Below are 16276 nucleotides of genomic sequence, written 5' to 3'. Positions count from 1 at the left end.
TCAGGCCAGGGCGGGGCTGGATGTGGCGGAGCAGGGCAGGGCGGCCAACTGTGCAAGGTGCTCGCCCAGGGAGACACCGGCGCCGGTGGCGTTGACCGTCTCGAAGTAGTCGTGCCAGCCCGATGCGGCTATTCCCTGGACGAGGGCCTCGATGGCTGCGGCATCCGGCCCGCGCCAGATGGCGAAGAAGGGGTGGGGCGCGCCATGGAGGGTGGCAGCATCGGTCTCGCCCAGGGCGATGGGCTCCACCCCGAGGGCGGCGAGGTTGGCCATGCCTGTGCCAATGGCCTCGAAGAACTGCTGACGGGCCGTCTGGCTCAGTGCCAGCCAGGCGGGAGTGGGGGTGTAGAGCTCTGCCAGATAGTGGGTCATAGGGGTTCCTTCGGGAGTTGGCCCTTGCGCAAGGTGCGCAAGGCGCGTTGACAAATCCGGGTTGTCGCGGGGCTGGGGCTTTCGCGAGACCAGCGCGCGCAGAGGTCAGTGACCCACTGTGGCCTGTCTTTGCTCGCATCGTTCAGCCAGTTGGCAACGGAGTCCTGCACATAGGGGGCGGGATCGGCCTTGAGGGGCTCGAGCAGCATCAGGGCCTGCTCCGGCGCTTGTCGCAGGGACGCAAGATGGGTACACCAGACGCCGCAGGGCCGGGTCGCTTCGCTGGCAAAGCGTCGCAGTCGCTCGGACGGCTCCACCGTCCAGGGCACCAGGGCGGCAATGGCCGCCTCGAGCTGCGCAGCAATAGTCGTTCGCATTGCGAGCCAGGCCCACTCGCGTACCCCAAAGTGAGGGTCATCGGCGAGGGGGCGAATGAGGGCCAGGCGCTCCCTGAGCGACAGCCCCTCGCTCGCGCCCACCATGAAACAGGCCCAGCCCCGCACGGTATCGGAGGGATGACGGCTGAGCGCCGCAAGATCCCTCGTGCCGCTCTCGGTCAGGAGCAGCCTGGCGGCCAGGGCCATGCGCCGGGTAATGCCCTCCCCGGATGCGGCGTGCATCGACGCCAGCGCCTGGGGCCCGAGCGAAGGCCAGGTGCACTGCATCAGGGCGGCAAAATCCACCGCCAGACATTCGGTCAGGTTGCTAGCCTCAGCCTCTCCCCGGTTGAGCTGGGCGAGGCGCGAGGGGGCGATATCCGTGATGAGGCTGCGTGTCATGGGTGCTCCTCTGTGGCGGCCTCAGTGCAGCCTGCCCGGGATGAGAGGACATTGAGCCAGGCCCGCTTGAGCAGGGCGCTCAGGGTCTCTCGCTCTGCCTGATCGAAGCCGGCAAACAGGGAGCCTATCCACTGGCTGTGCTCATCGAGCAGGTGTTGCGCCAGGGCCTGGCCCTGCTCTGTCAGGCGCACCGAGATCTTCCGCCTGTCCTGGCTGTCGCTGTGGCGAGCCAGCAGGCCGTCCCGCTGCAACCCGTCGAGCAGGCCGGTGATGGTGGCCCGTGTGACCCCCGCCTTGTCGGCAAGCTCGTGGGGGGCCAGCCCTTGTGGCAGGTCGCGCAGCAAAAACAGCAGCACGAACTTGCCTTCGGAGAGGCGGTGAGGAGCCAGGCGCGCCGCGCACGCCTGATCGATGGCAGCGGCGAGGGTCAACACCTCAAAGCAGACGCGTATGTTTTGGGTGTCTGCGTGTCCGCGGCGCTCTGCATCCTCGAGCAGGGCGAGGTGTTTCTGTTCCAGCGTGATCATGATGGTGAGTCTCGAATGACTTTGTATGGCGCCATACTATATGGCGCCAATCAAATGATCAACCTCCCAAGCGCGCGACCGGAATGGTTCATGGCAACGGGGAGCGGGAGTGTGGCGATGGGGGGCCTTTGCAAGAGCAGGCGTTGCAAGAAAATCGGCCATCTTTGGCCGTCATTCCCTATAATGCCCCTCCTTTGTGGTCTGGGGGGAGTGCCCCGCAGTGAGCCACCGCAAGCCCGAATGTTGATAGAGACGATCCCATGCATACCCTGGAACAGCTTCGCGCAGGCGAACTCTGTGGCGCCCGCCACCTCAAACTTGCTGAAAACCTCGCGGTGTTCCCTCCCGAGATCCTGAGCCTCAAGGAGACCCTGGAGGTGTTGGATCTCACCGGCAACCAGCTGAATCGGCTCCCGGACGAGCTGGCCGAATGCAAGAAGCTGCGCATCCTCTTCTGCTCCGAGAACAACTTCACCGAACTGCCCGAGGTGCTGGGGCGCTGCCCTGCGCTCACCATGGTGGGCTTCAAGGCCAACCGCATCGCGAGCGTCCCGGCCGCCTCCTTGCCCGCCAGATTGCGCTGGCTGATCCTGACCGACAACGAGATAGAGACACTGCCCGGAGAATTGGGGCGCTGCATTGATCTGCAAAAGCTGATGCTCTCTGGCAACCGGCTACATGAGCTTCCCGAGACGCTTGCCGGTTGCCACCGTTTGGAGCTTTTGCGCATCGCCGCCAATCGCCTGCCAGCGCTGCCGAGTTGGCTGCCCTCGATGCCGCGTCTGTCCTGGCTGGCCTTTGCGGGCAACCCTTTCTGTGATGAACAGGCGTGTCTGAACGGCACATCGGAGTTCACTACCGAGATCCCCTGGCAGGGGCTCTCACTGGGGGATGTGCTCGGGGAGGGGGCATCCGGCGTCATCTATCGCGCCGAGTGGGCGAGTGCCGAAGGGCCCGGGGCGGTGGCGGTCAAGCTCTTCAAGGGGGCCGTCACCAGCGATGGCTTGCCCCTGAGCGAGATGACTGCGTCCCTGGCCGCCGGTCGTCATCCAAACCTGGTCGGTGTGATGGGGAGAGTGAGCGATCATCCCTCCGGCATTCCGGCACTGGTGATGCCCCTGATAGACCCCGCCTTCGCCACCCTGGCGGGGCCCCCGAGCCTGGACTCCTGCACCCGGGATGTCTATGGGGCGGATCTGAACTTCACCCCGGTCCAGGTGATGGCCATGGTGCAAGGGGTGGCTGCGGCCGCCCGGCACCTGCACGAGCGGGGCATCCTCCACGGCGATCTCTACGCCCACAACCTGCTGTACTCCTTGCAGCCCGCGATGCCTCACTCGTCGCAGGAGGCGCCGGGCCGGGTGCTGCTCGGTGACTTTGGTGCCGCCTCCTGTTACGACCGCGCCGATGAGATGCTGGCCGGGCGGCTGGAGCGCCTGGAAGTGCGGGCCTTTGGCTGCCTGCTGGCCGAGCTGCTGGCGCGCTGTGATGGGGGGGACGCCGACCTCGACCCCCTTCATCGACTGGCCAGGGAGTGCGGCTTTGAGGTGCCTTCCCGGCGACCCACCTTCGCGCAGATCCTGACCCGGCTGGCTGCGATGGCGACAAGCCTGCCTGGGGTCGTGGCCTGAGGCCTGCCCATCGTGGGCTTTCTCGTGCACAGGGGCGGGATCATGGGGCTTGCGCCACTTCGGTGAAGTTGTGATAGTGATGCACCATTGCAGATGACGAGAGGAAGATGATGGAAGCGGCATTTTGGCACCAGAAGTGGAAAGAGAACCGGATTGGCTTTCATCAGGCAGATTTCAACCGCTGGCTGCAATCCTGGTGGTCAGCCCAGCAAGGGAGCGACCCCGTGCTGGTGCCCCTTTGCGGCAAGTCCCGGGACATGCTCTGGCTGCGTGAGCAGGGGCATCCGGTGGATGGCTTCGAGCTCTCGGCCCTGGCCATCAGCCAGTTTTTCGACGAGAACAAGCTGACCGCAGAGACAAGCGAGGTCGGCCCCTATCAGTGCCACCGGCACGCCGATCTGCGTATCTACCAGGGGGATTTTTTCGCCGCCCCCGAGCTTGGCCGCCGCTATCGGCTCGCCTATGACAGGGCCGCCCTCATCGCGTTGCCGACGGCCATGCGCCGTCAGTATGCGAACCTGATGAGCCGCCTCATCGAGGCGGGGGGGCAGGTGTTGCTGGTGACCCTCGAATATCAGCCCGAGCAGCAGCAACAGCCGCCGTTCTCGGTAGGGGAGATGGAGGTGCGCACCCTGTTTGAGCGCGACTTTGGTGTCGAGGTGCTGGGGCGTGGCGCCGAGCTGGATCACCCCAGGGTGCTCTCGGGGCAGCTCTCCTATTTCGACGAGGTGGCTTACCGGCTGATCCGCCGGGGCTGAGAGGGCGCGAGGCCGATGCCAAGGATGGAAGTGGCGCTTGTTTTACCTCCTTTGACATAGATCAACGTGGAAAATCAGGGAAATGCCTAAGATGAGGCTGTTTCTCAATCACTGCTGGTGCCGACCGATGAGCTCTGGTTTGAACGCCGGTCGAACATCAACCCAGTGTCTGATTTTCACGCTCATGTTCACTTTTGGCGGCTCTGGTCGCAATTGATTATGGTTTTTCCAGCCGACCCCACGGGGTCGGCTTTTTATTGCCTGCGCGTTGCCAACAGGGGAGGTCAGCCTTCTAAGGTGGCGGCGTTGAGCCGAAACGCCCTGGGATCGTCGACAAACTGGCCGGTGATCCGCTCGTCGTGCTCGTGGCCCAGGCCATAGCTGCAGAGGATGAGGCGATCCGAGGTACGGGATCTCAGCTGGGTGATGAAGCGCACCAGATCGGCACGGCTGAGCCTGCCCACCTCCTCGCGTACCCGTTCGCGCTGATCAAAACCCAGATCCTTGTTGCCGATGCTGACCCAGAGCCGCTGGCCGCGGCTGCGCAGGTTGGCATCCCGCTCGCTGAGCTGGGCCTGCAACCCCGCCTTGCTCTCCTGCCACTGCTGCTCGGTGAACTCCAGCATGGCGAGCGGGAAGAGATCGATGAACTCCTCCACCGCATCCAGCAGGATCTGCGGCCCCGCCACCGGCGACTGGATATAGAAGATGAGACCGGGATGGCGGTTGAGGGGCAGGTTGCCGGCTCCCACCACGTAACCGAGCTGCTGGCGGGTGCGCAGCTCGTGGAAGAAGGTGGATGACATGATGTGGTTCGCCAGGGTAAAGCAGGCGAGATCCCGCGCCCGGGTGGTGCGGGACTGGTAGTAGACCAGCAGCGCCGAGTCCTCGTGATCGCACCCCTGCTCGCGAATGAGGGTGCCTCTGTCCTGGATGGAGATGAGGGGGCGGCGGGTCTCGGCGCTGGGCTGGCTGTTGGCACCGAGGTGGCGCTCCAGCAGGGCCGCGAGTTCGAGGGCCTCGGCGGCCGTCCAGTCTCCGTGTACCAGGGCCTCCAGATGCACCCTGGCAAAGAGCTCGGAGACGAAGCCGGGCATCTCCCCGAGTTCGACGGTGCGCAGGTGGCGCAACAGCTGCTCGAAGGGCGGGTTGTTGGGTTGCAGCAAACTGGTGAGCTGGTTGAACAACTGGGAGATGGGGCGGGTCTTGGACTGGTTCTCCCAGTTGCGGATAAGCTGCTCCTTGATCTCGCTAAAGCGGGCCGGATCCGGATACCCCAGGGTGCGGTTGCCGAGGATCATGTCGAGCAGCAGCGGTTGCTTGTCGGCAAAGCCGCTGAGGTTGATGGTAAAGCCCCCCTGATGGGCATAAATCTGGTAGCCAAGGCCCGCGAGCTCCGCCGGGTAGGTGAGGGCGTTGAGGTGATCCGTGAGCAGTTCCACGGCCAGACGCGCCATGGCGATGTGACGCGGGCTCTTGACCGCATGTTCGCTGTCGACGGAGATATAAAGGCTGCCCTTGGGCACGCTGAACTGATGCTCATGTAGGTGCCAGAGCCGGAAACCGGGCCTGTCGATGAGGCAGGACGGCATGTCGGCGGGCAGCGCCGGCAGACGGGCGTCGAGGCGGGTGCTGATGAAGGGGTTGGGCGCCGGCAGGTGCAGGGCGGGATCCGGTTCACTCTGCTGCCAGCGGATCTTCTCGGCCTCGCTGATGCTCTGGACGCTGTAGGGTGTCTGGTACCAGCGGGCGAGGCGATCCGTGCTCGCTTCCGGGGCCTGGATGGTCACCCGCAGATTGTGGGGGGTCAGCTTGGCGAGGAAGCGCCGGATCAGCGGCTCATCGAACTCGCGCATCATGTAATCGCCGTAGAGCAGATCGTCCGGCCCGTAGCTGAACAGGTTGAGCACGAGGCCGGAGACGGTGTCGAGCGCCCGGCCCCGCTCCTGGAAGCGGAAGGCGGATTCCAGCACGCTGCGCTTCTCCTCATAGCGCCAGGCCTGCACCCCGCCCCGCTCGATGAGCTTCAGATAGCCAAACAGGGCGGCGATGATCTCGTCCACATGCTCAAGTCCAAGGGGGGTGAGGCCAAAGCTCACGCCAAAGTCCTTGAAGTTGGCGCCGCTGATCCCGCCGCCGGCGGCGAGCTGATTGACCCAGCCTCGCCCCTTGAGCAGAGAGAGCAGGCTGCCTTCCCCCTCATAGCCGATGAGGTGGCTCAGGAAGGTGAGGGGTTTTTTGTCGTAATACTCATCCACGCACGGCAGCGGGAAGGTCAGCGCCAGCTTGCGGGTCTCCTTGACCGGGGTCAGCTGGATGCGAATGCCGAGATCATCGAGCCGGTAGAGAGGATGGCTCAGTACCGGAGGGCCGAGGCGGCGATCCGGAATGGCACCAAAGAAGCGATCACACCAGGCCAGCTGGGTCTCGATGGGTGCCGGTGAAAGCATGACCAGCGCCATGCGATCCGCACTGTAGTGGGTTTCGTAGAACGCAATGAGGTCCGAGCGCAGATCCCGGCCGGGGAGATCCGCCAGGGTGTCGAGGTTGCCCACCGAGAATTTGGAGAAGGGGTGGTCCGGATTGACCGTCTCCTTGTGCACCTGGTAGCTGCGGCGCACATCGTCCTGCAGCTTGAGGCGGTACTCGGAGTCCACCGCGTTGCGCTCCTTGTCGACCCACTCCGGTGCAAAGGTGGGGCAGATGAAGAACTGGGAGAACCGGTCGAGCCCCGCCTCGAAGAAGCCGTTGTCGATGTCGAAGAAGAAGTTGGTGAACTCGGTACCGGTCCAGGCGTTGTTGCTGCCCCCGTGACGGCTCATGAATTGCTGGTATTCACCGGGTTTGGGGTAGGTGCGGGTACCGAGAAACAGCATATGCTCGAGGAAATGGGCCATGCCCTGGCGATCGGCAGGATCGTCGAAGTGGCCGGTATTCACCGCCAGTGAGGCGGCGGACTTGTCGGTCTCGGGATCACAGATCAGCAAGACCCTGAGCCGGTTTGCCAGCTCCAGATAGTGATACCGCCGATGGTCATTGGGACTGGCATATGGGCTCATTGGGGAGGGGCTCGCGGTGAATTTATTTGAATTTAAACATGATTATCGACCCCGCTATCTTGCGAGGCAAACCCTTTTCTGAGAGGTGGCGCAATTGTTTCCCCCGGCATGGCGGGGTAAGATCCCCCGGCTATTTAAACAGGCCCCCTGGGCGAGGTTGTAATGAAAATCTACATCATGCGTCATGGCCAGGCTGGCATGAACGCAAAGACTGATGAACAGCGTCCACTGACCGAACAAGGCATCGAAGAGTCCATCCACATGGCATGCTGGCTGGCTCCCCAGCTGACCGGCTCCCTGAGCCTGGTGATCCACAGCAACTACCTGCGTGCCAGACAGACCTGGCAGGCCATCGCCCCCGAGCTGCCCGAGGCCCTCAAGATCGAGGAGAGTGGCGAGATCACCCCCTATGGCGATCCGGCCTTCGTGGCGAGCTACCTCACCGCGCTGGCGGCGGAGCACGACAACATTCTCATGGTCAGCCACCTGCCTCTGGTGGGGTATCTGGTGCAGAGCCTCTGTCCGGCTGCGGGCGCCCCCATGTTCGCCACCTCCGGCCTGGCCTGCATCGAGTGGCAAGATGGCAAAGGAGTCTTGCTCTGGCTGGAAGGACCGCATACAATACGGTAAAAGTTAATAATAAGTTACAATTTGGTTTTTTGGGGAAGAGAGAGTCGATTTTTCCGGTTTTTTATATAAATTTAACGGAATTATTTCGCATAAGCTGCTGTCATACGGATACAACTTCAAGAGGTTGCAAACGATGAGAGTGTTCAAGAAGTACCTGCCACTGATGGTGGCAAAACATGTCAAAACCTTCTTCAAGGGGAGGATTTACATCCACGGCAGGGGGCGCTTCGATTTCCAGTCGGGCTTGCTGATGATGCCATTGCAAGCCGACATTCCCCATCGCCAGACGGTGCTCGAGGTCAATGAACTGATTTCAAGGCTCCAAATGGATGCCGCCTGAGGCGCCTCAGGCTGACCCTGGTCCCCCTCATGCCCGCCCCTGTGCGGGCATGATTGTTGATGGCGCCTGGGCGCGGCGCCAACCGTTCGCGTCATGGCGCTTCTTCCTGCGTTGGCAGGCTTGCTTATCCTGATTGCCTCTCTATACTCGCGCGCAATACCCGCCTTTTTATTCTGGATATCGCAATGCCCCTTGCCTTCCTGTTTCCCTTCTCCTGCATGGCCATCTGGGCCGGCAATGGCATCGTCAGCAAGCTGGCGGTCGGGGTGTTGTCTCCTGCGGCGCTCGCCTGGTCGCGCTGGATGGTGGCGGCCCTGGTGCTGACCCCGTTTCTGGCTCACCGGGCCTGGCGCGAGCGCCGCAAACTGCGGGCCGGTTTCTCGAGGCTGGCGGTGCTGGCCCTGCTCGGGATGGTCTTGAACCAGACCTTTGGCTATTACGCGGCCCAGACCCTGGGGGCTACCGAGATTGGCCTGATGATGGGGCTGACCCCCTTGATGACGGTGCTGCTCAGCATCTGGTTGCTGCGCGAGCGGCCCACCTGGGGGGCGCTGCTGGGAGGCGCCATCTCCATTCTGGGGCTGGCGATTTTGTTGGGGCAGGGGGATCCGGCCCGGCTGCTGACCCAGGGCATCCATATCGGTTCCGTCTACATGCTGCTCTCGGCGGCCACCTATGCGCTCTACAGCGTGCTGCTCAAGCGCTGGGATCTGGGGCTGGACAACTGGTCCATGCTCTACGGTCAGGTGCTGTGCAGCCTCCTGTTCCTCACCCCCTTCTATCTGCTGGTGGACGGGCACTGGCCCGATGGCAGCGCCCTCTGGCTCATCCTCTATGCGGGGATCCCGACCTCGGCCCTCTCGCCCTGGCTCTGGATGCAAGGCATTGCCCTGCTCGGGGCGAGCCGCACCGCCATCTTCATGAACCTGTTGCCGGTGATGACGGCCGCCCTTGCCATCAGCTGGCTCGGGGAGCGGCTCACCAGCTATCACCTCATCGGTGGCGGCATGACCCTGATGGGGGTGCTGCTGGCGCAGTTGCTGGTCAGGCCCGTGACGGTGCGAAGACGCGCCCGGCTCGCGGTGGCGGGCTGTCAGGAAAAGTAGGATAAAAAAAGACCGCCCTCGAGGCGGTCTTTTTGGTTCGGTGCCCAGCGTCACTGCGCCGTCAGATAGAGATCCTTGGCATAGACCAGGTCTTGCGGGTTCTGGTAGGGGTAGCCCTTGACGTTGGGTTTGAGCAGCCGTGATTTCACGTAGAAGTAGACAGGGGCAATGGGGGCCTCCTCGTCGATCAGCACCTCGGCCTGCTGATAGAGGCGGTTGCGCTCGGCCGGATCCTTGGCGTCATGGGCCTTGGCCAGGAGGGCGTCGTACTCCTTGTTGAACCACTTGCCGCTGTTGGCGCTGCTGCTGGAGGTCATGATGTCGAGGAAGGTGGAGGCATCGTTGTAGTCTCCGTTCCAGGAGTAGCGGCTCACCCCGAAGTCACCCTCGTTCAGGGCCGACACCATGGTCTTCCACTCCATGTTGTTGAGCTCCGCCTTGACCCCCAGGTTGTGCTTCCACATGGAGGAGATGGCGAGCGCTATCTTCTTGTGCCCCTCGTTGGTGTTGTAGAGGATGTCCACCGTCAGCGGCTTGTCAGGGCCGTAACCCGCCTCGCCAAGCAGCGCCTTGGCCTGCTTGATGCGCTCTTCCTTGCTCATCAGCTCGCTGGCGGGGCGTTTGAGCTCGAAGCCGTCCACGCTCGGCGGGGTCAGGCTGAAGGCGGAGAGCTGCCCCTGTCCCAGGATCTTCTCCGTGATGGTGTCCCGGTCGATGGCAAGAGAGAGTGCCTTGCGCACCCTGACGTCGTCAAAGGGTTTGCGCTGGGTGTTGAACACGTAGTAGTAGGTGGCGAGCATGGGGGCGCTCACCAGCTCCTCCGGGCTCTGGCGCTTGATCTGCTGATACTGCTCCAGGGGATAGGTGGTGTAGTGCAGCTCGCTCGCACGATAGCGGTTGTAGGCCGCGGTATCGGAGACGATCTCCAGATAGATCACCTTGTTCAGCACGGTGTGCTCGTTGTCCCAGTAGTGGGGGTTGCGCTCGGCGATGAGGCGCTCGTTCGGGGTCCACTCCTTGAGGGCGAAGGCGCCGTTGGAGACGATGTTGGCCGGTTTGACCCACTCATGACCGAACTTCTCGATGGTGGCCTTGGGCGCCGGGAAGGTGGTGTAGTGGGAGAGGGTCTTGAGGAAGAAGGGGACCGGGTTTTTCAGGGTGATCTGCAGGGTGTAGTCATCGAGCGCCTTGATCCCCAGGGCATCCGGGCTCTGCTTGCCCTGCACCACGTCGCTGGCATTGGCGACGCCGGTCAGCTCGATGAACCAGGCGTAGTTGGAGGCGTTCTTGGGGTCCGCCGCCCGCTGCCAGCCATAGACGTAGTCCGCCGCCGTCACCGGCTCGCCGTTGGACCATTTGGCATCGGGTCTGAGCTTGAAGGTGTAGACGGTGCCCGTGGCATCGAGCTCGTAGCCAAGGGCGCCCGCCGCCTGCAGCTTGCCGTTGCCATCCAGGGTATAGAGCCCCTCGAACAGATCGTTGACGACGTCGCTGCCCGCGCTCTCTTCCACCATCTGGGGATCGATGGAGGCAGGCTCGGTGCCGATGTTGCGCACGAACACTTGCTGGGTGGCTGGCAGAAGCTGGGTGCCTTCAGGCACCTGGGCGGCGAGGACGGGGAGGGTGAGCAGAGCGGCAACCGCCCCGGCGATAAGCGACTTTTTCATTGAATATCCTTATGTTTTTTTGCTTCCAAAGCGCAGCCAGTGTGCGGGATTGGGGGGCAGATCTCAAGAGGGGAGCCTCTGGCGCAACATTGCCGGGCGCCAGGGGGAGCAAGGCGGGCCGCCGCGTCGGCCCGGATGCATTCTTGTCACGAATTAACCCCCCAAAAGATGCCGGATGGCACCCTTGTTTCACGGCGAAAGCCCGTGGTGGCGCGGTTTTCTGGCGATTTAAAGAACGGCTTAATTCGCTGCAAAAACAAAAAACAGGCGTTACATTGGGTTACAAAACAACGCTGCCGGGGATCGGCACTTTTTTTGCCGACACTTGCAAACGTTTTCAACGGCCAACGGAAACGATCTTAAAGGAACAAGAATGCGAAACATGATCACCATGGGCGAGTTCATCGTCAAAAAGCAGGCGGACTACCCGACCGCGACCGGCGAGCTGACCTCCTTGCTCAGCTCCATCCGCCTGGCCGCCAAGGTGGTGAACCGGGAGATCAACAAGGCGGGTCTGGCGGACATCATCGGCTCCATCGGCGCCGAAAACGTGCAGGGCGAGGTGCAGCAGAAGCTGGACGTCTATGCCAACGAGCGCTTCAAGGCGGCGCTGGAGGCCCGTGGCGAGGTGTGCGGCATGGCCTCTGAGGAGGAGGAGGACTTCGTCTCCTTCGATTCCGAGCTCTCTCGTCACTCCAAGTACGTGGTGCTGATAGACCCCCTCGACGGCTCCTCCAACATCGACGTCAACGTCTCGGTCGGGACCATCTTCTCCATCTACCGCCGGGTCAGCAAACCGGGCGCCGGGGTCACTCTGGAGGACTTCCTGCAGCCGGGTCACCGTCAGGTCGCGGCGGGCTACGTGGTCTACGGCTCCTCCACCATGCTGGTCTACACCACCGGCTTTGGGGTCAACGGCTTCACCTATGACCCCTCCATCGGCTGCTTCTGCCTCTCCCACGAGAACATCCGCATTCCGGAGGAGGGCAAGATCTACTCCATCAACGAGGGCAACTACATCAAGTTCCCGGACGGGGTGAAGAAGTACCTGAAATACTGCCAGGAGCGTGACGAGGCGACTCACAGGCCCTATACCTCCCGCTACATCGGCTCCCTGGTGTCGGATTTCCACCGCAACCTGCTCAAGGGGGGCATCTACATCTACCCGTCCGGCACCAACTCCCCGAACGGCAAGCTGCGCCTGCTCTATGAGTGCAACCCCATGGCCTTCCTGGTGGAGCAGGCCGGTGGCAAGGCGTCCGATGGCTTTGGCCGCATCATGGACATCCAGCCTACCGCTCTGCACCAGCGCACCCCCTACTTCGTCGGGTCCACCAGGATGGTGGAGCGGGCCGAGGCCTTCATGCGGGAGTTCTCCGCCCACGAGGATCCGGCCAACCAGGGCTAAGCCCGGGCCAGCGTCCCTTCGTCACGGGAGCCGTCAAGGCTCCCGTTTTTATTGGCGTGCAGGCGGATGTAGCCAGGTTGATATGCTGACGGACTGACGGACTGACGGACTGACGGACTGACGGACTGACGGACTGACGGACTGACGGACCGACGCGGCGCCTCGGCGGTCGCGGTGCAATGGCTGGTGGCCCCTGGCCGGGATACCTGGTCTGGATACCTGGGCGGGATAAATACGGCACGGGCCATCTGCGGGGCTATCGAGGCGCGTTGAACCCGTTTTTGCCCACGATCATCCCCACATCCATCTGTTTTTCAGATGGGTTATGACTCAATGCATCGTATCAACAGATGGATTCGGCGGCAAAATGGTGCTGCCAGGAGGGCGAACCGAGGCATCGGGAGGCAAGAAGGCGGGCCGGGGGCGAGATGCCGCCCCTTGCCAGCAACGAAACGGGAGCCCTGGGGCTCCCGTTGTTGTAGGCGGCAGGTCGCGCCCTGCTGACGTCATGCTTTCCCTCAGGGGGTGGCATGGCGGGCGAGATCCGCCAGCAGGCCGTCCACCAGTTTGAGGCGCATGGCCCTGTCCTGGGTCGGTACTTGGAAGCGCAGCCGGGTCGGCCCGTCCATCTTGTAGATGCGCGGCTGCTCCGAGAGCAGCTTGACCAGATAGGCCGGGTTGACCTTGGTTTCCTGGGTAAAGTCCAGATAGCCGCCGCGCTCGCTCATCTCCACCCGGCGAATCCCCAGCGCCGTGGCGCGCTGGCGGAAGGCGGCCAGCTCCATCAGCGTCTTGGTCGGCTCCGGCAAGAGGCCGAAGCGATCGATGAGCTCCACTTTGAGCTCCCGCAGCTCCTGCTCGTCGGCGGCACTGGCGATGCGCTTGTACATGGAGAGGCGCATGTTGACGTCCGGGATGTAGTCGTCCGGGAGCAAGGCGGGCAGGCGCAGCTCCACCTCGGTGTGCTGGCTCATGAGCTGCTCCAGCGACGGCTCCTTGCCATGTTTGAGCGCCTCCACCGCCTGCTCCAGCATCTCCATGTAGAGGGTGAAGCCCACCGATTCGATCTGGCCGCTCTGATCGTCGCCCAGCAGCTCGCCCGCGCCCCGGATCTCCAGATCGTGGGTGGCGAGCGCAAAGCCGGCGCCGAGATCTTCGAGGGACGCGATGGCCTCCAGCCGCTTGGCCGCATCCTTGGTCATCAGCTTGGGATGGGGGGTGAGCAGGTAGGCATAGGCCTGGTGGTGGGAGCGCCCGACCCGGCCCCGCAGCTGGTGCAGCTGGGCCAGGCCAAGGTGATCCGCCCGGTCCATGATGATGGTGTTGGCGCTCGGCACGTCGATGCCGGTCTCGATGATGGTGGTGCACACCAGCAGGTTGAAGCGCTGGTGGTAGAAGTCCGACATCACCCGCTCGAGCTCCCGCTCGCGCATCTGGCCGTGGGCGATGCCGATGCGCGCCTCCGGCACCAGCTCGGCAAGATCGGCGGCGCACTTCTCGATGCTCTCCACGTCGTTGTGCAGGTAGTAGACCTGGCCGCCACGCTTCAACTCCCGCAGTACCGCCTCGCGCACCACCGCCGGCTCGTGCTGGCGCACGAAGGTCTTGATGGCGAGCCGCTTGGCGGGCGGGGTGGCGATGATGGAGAGATCCCGCATGCCGGACATGGCCATGTTGAGGGTGCGGGGAATGGGGGTGGCGGTGAGGGTGAGGATATCCACGTCGGCGCGCAGCGCCTTGATCTTCTCCTTCTGGCGCACCCCGAAGCGGTGCTCCTCGTCGACGATGAGCAGCCCCAGATCCTTGAAGGTGAGCTCGGCGCCGAGCAGCTTGTGGGTGCCGATGATGATGTCCACCTTGCCCTCGGCCATCTCCTTCATCACCGCGCTCTGCTCCTTGGCGGAGCGGAAGCGGCTCAGCACCTCCACCCGCACCGGCCAGTTGGCGAAGCGGTCGCGGAAGTTGTCGTAGTGCTGCTGGGCGAGCAGGGTGGTGGGCACCAGCACCGCCACCTGCTTGCCGCCGTGCACGGCCACAAACGCCGCCCGCATCGCCACTTCGGTCTTGCCAAAGCCCACGTCGCCGCACACCAGCCTGTCCATGCTCTTGGCCTGGCACATGTCGCCGAGCACCGCATTGATGGCGTTGAGCTGATCCTCGGTCTCCTCGAACGGGAAGCTCGCGGCAAACTGGCGGTAGGCCTCCCGGTCGTGTTTGAAGGCAAAACCGTGACGGGCTGCCCGCATGGCATAGACATCCAGCAGCTCGGCCGCCACGTCCCGCACCTTTTCCGCCGCCTTGCGCCGCGCCTTGACCCAGGCCTCGCCGCCGAGCTTGTGGCTGGGCGGGTTGTCGGAGCCGGTGTAGCGGCTGATCAGGTGCAAACTGGTGACCGGCACGAACAGCTTGTCGCCGCCGGCGTATTCCAAGGTCAGAAACTCGGTGGGCAGGCCGCCTGCGTCTATGGTCTCGAGCCCCAGGTAGCGACCGACCCCGTGATCCAGGTGCACCACCGGCTGGCCCTGGGTCAGCTCGCCCAGGTTTCGGATCACCGCATCCGAGCTCAGGTTCTTGTTCTTGTCCCGCTGGCGCTTGCTGCGGATCTTGCCGCCGAGCAGCTCGGCTTCGGTGATGAGGGCAAGGGGCGTCTGGCCGGGCTCTTGCAGCAGGAAGCCCCGCTCCAGGGGGCAGACCAGCAGCCCGTGGCGCTCATCGCTCGAGAGGAAGGCGTCGAGGGAGGCAAACTCCCGGGGTTGCAGGTTGATCCGTGCGAGCAGATCCCCGAGCCCCTCGCGCCGCCCCTCGGACTCCACCGCAAACAGGGTGCGCCCGGCAAAGCCTTGCAGGAAGCCGTCAAGGGCCAGCAGGGGTTGCTCCTTGCTGTGGTCGAGCTGCAGATCCGGCAGGGGGGCGAGGGGCAGATCGTGCTGATCCGCTCCGCCGTCAACGGTCGCCTCCTGCAGACGCACGGCGCCATAGTCCCCGAGGGCGGCGAAGAGCTGCTCCACCGGCAGATAGATCTGCTGGGGCGGCAGCAGGGGACGGGTGTTGTCCCAGCGCCTGTCTTCATAGCGCTGGCCGATGTCGTTCCAGAAGCGCTGGGCCGCGGGGTAGATCTCCCCCACGGTGAGCAGCAGGGTGTTGCCTGGCAGGTAGTCAAACAGGCTGGCGGTCTGGTTGAAGAAGAGCGGCAGGTAGTATTCGATGCCGGCGGGCCAGCGCCCCTTGCTCACCTCCTGATAGACGGAGCCCTCGGCCCGGGAGATCTCGAACTGTTCGCGATACTGGCCACGAAACAGCTCGATGGCCCCCTCGTCGGTGGGAAATTCCCGGGCGGGCAGGAGGCTCACCGACTTCACCGGCTCGCTGGAGCGCTGGGTCTCGGGATCGAACGGGCGGATGGAGTCCACCTCGTCATCGAAAAAATCAATGCGATAGGGGCGGCTGCTCCCCATGGGGAAGAGATCCAGCAGGGAGCCGCGGGCGGCGAATTCGCCGTGCTCCAGCACCTGTTCCACCGCCACGTAGCCCGCCTCCGCCAGACGCCCGCGCAGCTGCTGCAGGTTGAGGCGCTGGCCGCTTGTGACCATCAGGCTGTATTTGTCGAGATAAGCCTGGGGCGCCGTGCGCAGCATCAGGGTGGAGATGGGCACGATGAGCACGCCGTGGCGCATCTGCGGCAACTGGTAGAGGGTCTCGAGGCGCTGGGAGATGATGTCCTGGTGGGGAGAGAAGCTGTCGTAGGGCAGGGTCTCCCAGTCCGGGAACAGCAGCACCGGGCAATCCTGATCCGCCAGCAGGAACCCCAGTTCCTGTTCAAGGCGCAGGGCGCTCGGGGTATCGGCGGTGACCAGCAGGACGGGTCTTCGGGCTTCCCGGGTGAGGCGGGCGGCAACCAGAGCCAGGCTGCTGCCGACCAGCTGGCCGAACGTTGTCTTCTGGCCCGCTTTGGCGGGCAAGGCGGGGAGGGTCATTGGCATCATCGGAGTCTTTTACTGT

At 63.7% G+C, this 16276-nt stretch carries 13 protein-coding genes; 7 read left to right on the top strand and 6 right to left on the bottom strand.

Going from position 1 to position 16276, the window contains the following annotated elements; genetic code table 11:
• Genes I6L36_RS02965 through I6L36_RS02955 form a run of 3 tightly spaced genes read right to left on the bottom strand, consistent with a single transcriptional unit; the run spans position 1 to position 1678 of the window.
• Complete coding sequence (locus I6L36_RS02965) at positions 1-372, bottom strand: DUF6616 family protein (RefSeq protein ID WP_109112222.1); 372 nt, start codon at positions 370-372, stop codon at positions 1-3.
• Complete coding sequence (locus I6L36_RS02960; RefSeq protein ID WP_109112221.1) at positions 369-1151, bottom strand: HEAT repeat domain-containing protein; 783 nt, start codon at positions 1149-1151, stop codon at positions 369-371. Before I6L36_RS02960 ends, I6L36_RS02965 begins: the two co-directional genes overlap by 4 nt.
• The gene (locus tag I6L36_RS02955) at positions 1148-1678 is read right to left on the bottom strand and encodes a MarR family winged helix-turn-helix transcriptional regulator (protein ID WP_039039035.1); all 531 of its coding nucleotides are present in this window, start codon (positions 1676-1678) and stop codon (positions 1148-1150) included. Before I6L36_RS02955 ends, I6L36_RS02960 begins: the two co-directional genes overlap by 4 nt.
• A 260-nt stretch (positions 1679-1938) precedes the next feature.
• On the opposite strand from I6L36_RS02955, the gene I6L36_RS02950 reads away from it, so the two are divergent.
• Together I6L36_RS02950 and I6L36_RS02945 are read left to right on the top strand one after the other, a co-directional pair.
• On the top strand, positions 1939-3309 hold the full coding sequence (locus tag I6L36_RS02950; RefSeq protein WP_109112220.1) for a leucine-rich repeat-containing protein kinase family protein: 1371 nt from the start codon (positions 1939-1941) through the stop codon (positions 3307-3309).
• A gap of 110 nt (positions 3310-3419) precedes the next feature.
• Positions 3420-4067 carry a thiopurine S-methyltransferase gene (locus I6L36_RS02945; protein WP_109112219.1) on the top strand — a complete coding sequence of 216 codons (648 nt, stop codon included), beginning with the start codon at positions 3420-3422 and terminating at the stop codon, positions 4065-4067.
• Positions 4068-4351: 284 nt separating this feature from the next.
• On the opposite strand, the gene I6L36_RS02940 is transcribed toward I6L36_RS02945, so the two are convergent.
• Positions 4352-7126 carry an insulinase family protein gene (locus I6L36_RS02940; RefSeq protein ID WP_111897028.1) on the bottom strand — a complete coding sequence of 925 codons (2775 nt, stop codon included), beginning with the start codon at positions 7124-7126 and terminating at the stop codon, positions 4352-4354.
• A gap of 162 nt (positions 7127-7288) precedes the next feature.
• Here I6L36_RS02940 and sixA point away from each other — a divergent pair, with 162 nt between their 5' ends.
• The 3 genes from sixA to I6L36_RS02925 all read left to right on the top strand — a co-directional run bounded on the left by sixA (position 7289) and on the right by I6L36_RS02925 (position 9202).
• Positions 7289-7756 (top strand): phosphohistidine phosphatase SixA, encoded by a 468-nt coding sequence (gene sixA, locus I6L36_RS02935; protein ID WP_109112217.1) that lies wholly within the window; start codon positions 7289-7291, stop codon positions 7754-7756.
• 133 nt (positions 7757-7889) lie between these two features.
• A complete protein-coding gene (locus I6L36_RS02930) occupies positions 7890-8096 on the top strand; it encodes a DUF1107 domain-containing protein (RefSeq protein ID WP_145988363.1) in 207 nt (68 codons plus the stop codon).
• Between the two features lie 185 nt (positions 8097-8281).
• On the top strand, positions 8282-9202 hold the full coding sequence (locus I6L36_RS02925) for a DMT family transporter (protein WP_109112215.1): 921 nt from the start codon (positions 8282-8284) through the stop codon (positions 9200-9202).
• Between the two features lie 50 nt (positions 9203-9252).
• Here the strand turns inward: I6L36_RS02925 and I6L36_RS02920 are convergent, their stop codons facing one another.
• Complete coding sequence (locus tag I6L36_RS02920; protein ID WP_045524768.1) at positions 9253-10869, bottom strand: peptide ABC transporter substrate-binding protein; 1617 nt, start codon at positions 10867-10869, stop codon at positions 9253-9255.
• 143 nt (positions 10870-11012) lie between these two features.
• On the opposite strand from I6L36_RS02920, the gene I6L36_RS02915 reads away from it, so the two are divergent.
• Positions 11013-11255, top strand: coding sequence for a hypothetical protein (locus tag I6L36_RS02915; protein WP_125117245.1), 243 nt, complete (start codon positions 11013-11015; stop codon positions 11253-11255).
• Positions 11243-12277 carry a class 1 fructose-bisphosphatase gene (gene fbp / locus I6L36_RS02910; protein ID WP_029314452.1) on the top strand — a complete coding sequence of 345 codons (1035 nt, stop codon included), beginning with the start codon at positions 11243-11245 and terminating at the stop codon, positions 12275-12277. The genes I6L36_RS02915 and fbp overlap by 13 nt, the downstream gene beginning before the upstream one ends.
• 518 nt (positions 12278-12795) lie before the next feature.
• On the opposite strand, the gene mfd is transcribed toward fbp, so the two are convergent.
• Positions 12796-16260: a transcription-repair coupling factor gene (gene mfd, locus I6L36_RS02905; protein ID WP_109112214.1), complete on the bottom strand. Its 3465-nt coding sequence runs from the start codon at positions 16258-16260 to the stop codon at positions 12796-12798.
• Between the last annotated feature and the right edge of the window lie 16 nt (positions 16261-16276).

The organism is Aeromonas sp. FDAARGOS 1406, from assembly GCF_019048565.1.
Lineage (GTDB): Bacteria > Pseudomonadota > Gammaproteobacteria > Enterobacterales > Aeromonadaceae > Aeromonas > Aeromonas caviae.
Note: the sequence above shows the minus strand (reverse complement) of the source record. Positions and strands in the feature narration are given on the sequence as shown.

Excerpts from the sequence above, each read along its gene's own strand:
- I6L36_RS02920 (WP_045524768.1), bottom strand. The coding sequence starts at position 10,869 with ATGAAAAAGTCGCTTATCGCCGGGGCGGTTGCCGCTCTGCTCACCCTC.
- I6L36_RS02960 (WP_109112221.1), bottom strand. The coding sequence starts at position 1,151 with ATGACACGCAGCCTCATCACGGATATCGCCCCCTCGCGCCTCGCCCAG.
- I6L36_RS02930 (WP_145988363.1), top strand. The coding sequence starts at position 7,890 with ATGAGAGTGTTCAAGAAGTACCTGCCACTGATGGTGGCAAAACATGTC.
- fbp (WP_029314452.1), top strand. The coding sequence starts at position 11,243 with ATGCGAAACATGATCACCATGGGCGAGTTCATCGTCAAAAAGCAGGCG.
- mfd (WP_109112214.1), bottom strand. The coding sequence starts at position 16,260 with ATGATGCCAATGACCCTCCCCGCCTTGCCCGCCAAAGCGGGCCAGAAG.
- I6L36_RS02950 (WP_109112220.1), top strand. The coding sequence starts at position 1,939 with ATGCATACCCTGGAACAGCTTCGCGCAGGCGAACTCTGTGGCGCCCGC.
- I6L36_RS02965 (WP_109112222.1), bottom strand. The coding sequence starts at position 372 with ATGACCCACTATCTGGCAGAGCTCTACACCCCCACTCCCGCCTGGCTG.
- I6L36_RS02955 (WP_039039035.1), bottom strand. The coding sequence starts at position 1,678 with ATGATCACGCTGGAACAGAAACACCTCGCCCTGCTCGAGGATGCAGAG.
- sixA (WP_109112217.1), top strand. The coding sequence starts at position 7,289 with ATGAAAATCTACATCATGCGTCATGGCCAGGCTGGCATGAACGCAAAG.
- I6L36_RS02925 (WP_109112215.1), top strand. The coding sequence starts at position 8,282 with ATGCCCCTTGCCTTCCTGTTTCCCTTCTCCTGCATGGCCATCTGGGCC.
- I6L36_RS02945 (WP_109112219.1), top strand. The coding sequence starts at position 3,420 with ATGGAAGCGGCATTTTGGCACCAGAAGTGGAAAGAGAACCGGATTGGC.
- I6L36_RS02940 (WP_111897028.1), bottom strand. The coding sequence starts at position 7,126 with ATGAGCCCATATGCCAGTCCCAATGACCATCGGCGGTATCACTATCTG.